This window comes from Endozoicomonas sp. SESOKO2 (assembly GCF_024606245.1).
GTDB lineage: Bacteria > Pseudomonadota > Gammaproteobacteria > Pseudomonadales > Endozoicomonadaceae > Endozoicomonas_A.
Genome location: NZ_JAHHPQ010000680.1, coordinates 1 through 2,005, shown reverse-complemented (window position 1 = coordinate 2,005; position 2,005 = coordinate 1). Strand labels below are relative to the sequence as shown.

General features: G+C 50.6%; 2 protein-coding genes. Both read left to right on the top strand.

What is annotated here, in order from left to right:
* Positions 1–304 (top strand): hypothetical protein (locus KDK17_RS16750; RefSeq protein ID WP_257288594.1); only part of this gene is annotated, 304 nt, incomplete at its 5' end.
* Positions 305–550: 246 nt separating this feature from the next.
* Entirely contained in the window at positions 551–1,906 is a 1,356-nt protein-coding gene (gene miaB, locus KDK17_RS16745) for a tRNA (N6-isopentenyl adenosine(37)-C2)-methylthiotransferase MiaB (protein ID WP_257288593.1), read from the top strand.
* Positions 1,907–2,005 lie beyond the last annotated feature (99 nt).

Below are 2,005 nucleotides of genomic sequence, written 5' to 3'. Positions count from 1 at the left end.
CCCCTTCAGACTGATCGGCAAAATTCTCAGCAAGGCTGTAGCCATCGGAATGCAGATGGCCAGCGCCAGTTATCCTGAAATAGACCATATCCAGAATGCCCTTGGCACCCTCAGTAATCGCTCTTCAGCAGAAGAAACAGACTTCTACGATGCCCTGGACAGGACGAATGCAGACGACCTTCTGGATACCGTTCGCCTGCAAAGAACCAACGTACAAAGTTATGTCATTATGAACACCGGGATAGTAAAAATGACACTGATGCCTGTCTACACCCCCAAAACAGGATTAAATGACGAACTGTAATCGGGTGCTTATCACGTAATCCCTTCATAGAGTGTCAGAGATATTGCTCACTACCTTCCGGTGCTCACTGCCGCTATAATGGCCAGCTTTCAACAGCCAGATCAGTCATCACTGGTTTTGCTATCCTGAGTCACCTGATGCCTGAATATAGCAGCTTCAAGGTCTCAGGCCCGTTACACAGCAGACAGGAATCCGGTTTTGGCGTCTGAAAAAATCACAACAGACGTGAGCCCAGAAAGCGAAACCATGAGCGCAACAAAAAAGCTTTATATCAAGACCCACGGTTGCCAGATGAACGAGTACGACTCAGCCCGAATGGCTGATCTGCTCGGAGAAACCCACACCCTGGAGTTGACAGACAATCCGGAAGAAGCCGATGTTGTGCTGGTTAACACCTGCTCTGTCAGGGAAAAAGCCCAGGAAAAGCTCTTCCATCAGTTGGGTCGCTGGAAAAAACTGAAAGAAGCCAATCCCGACCTGGTGATTGGAGTGGGAGGCTGCGTAGCCAGCCAGGAAGGGGAAGCCATCCGCAAGCGTGCGCCACAGGTAGACGTTGTCTTCGGACCACAAACCCTGCATCGCCTGCCAGAAATGATTGATGCGACCCAGAGCAATCATATTCCCGTGGTCGATGTCACCTTTCCGGAAATTGAAAAGTTTGACCGGCTTCCGGAGCCTTCTGTGGAAGGACCAACCGCTTTCGTTTCTATCATGGAAGGGTGCAGCAAGTACTGTACATTCTGTATCGTACCCTACACCCGTGGTGAAGAAGTCAGCCGCCCCATGGATGACGTGATTGCCGAATGCGTGGGTCTGGCCGGGAAAGGGGTTCGCGAAATCAATCTGCTGGGTCAGAATGTGAACGCTTATCGTGGCGAAAAAGACGATGGTACTGTTTGTGATCTGGCTGAACTGATCACCATTGTCGCGGCAATAGATGGCATAGATCGCATTCGTTTCACCACGTCTCATCCGAAAGAGTTCTCCCAGAGCCTGATCGATGTTTACGCTGAAGTGCCCGAGCTTGTCAGCCACCTGCACCTTCCTGTTCAGGCCGGATCTGACCGGATTCTCTCCCTGATGAAACGTAACCACGAAGTTGAGATATACCGGGACAAGATTCGTCAGTTGCGTGAACACCGTCCTGACCTGAGTCTCTCTTCAGACTTTATCGTAGGCTTCCCGGGTGAAACCGATGAAGACTTTGAAGACACCATGAACCTGATCAGCGAGATCGGTTTCGATGCGTCGTTCAGTTTCATCTACAGCAAACGTCCGGGGACACCAGCATCGGATATGTCCGATGACGTTCCTGAGTCCACCAAAAAGCAGCGACTGCAAATTCTGCAGGAGCGAATCAATCAACAAGCCATGCAAATCAGTCGTCGTTTGGTAGGCAGCACTCAGAAAATTCTGGTAACGGGCTACTCCAAGAAAGACCCTGGTGAACTGAGTGGCCGCACAGAGTGTAATCGTGTCGTTAACTTCAAGTGTGCAGAGCCTCGACTGATTGGTCGATTTGCCGAGGTTGAGATTGTTGAGGCTTTCCCTCACAGTTTGCGTGGCAGCCTGGTTGATTCTGAATTGGGTGTCGTGGCCTGATACTTTGTCAGGATGGCTGGTCTCAAACTCACCGGGGTCAGCCATCAATTGTCTTTTCCCGTCTTACTGAACTAATGGCAAGGCGGATGTCCTAAAATG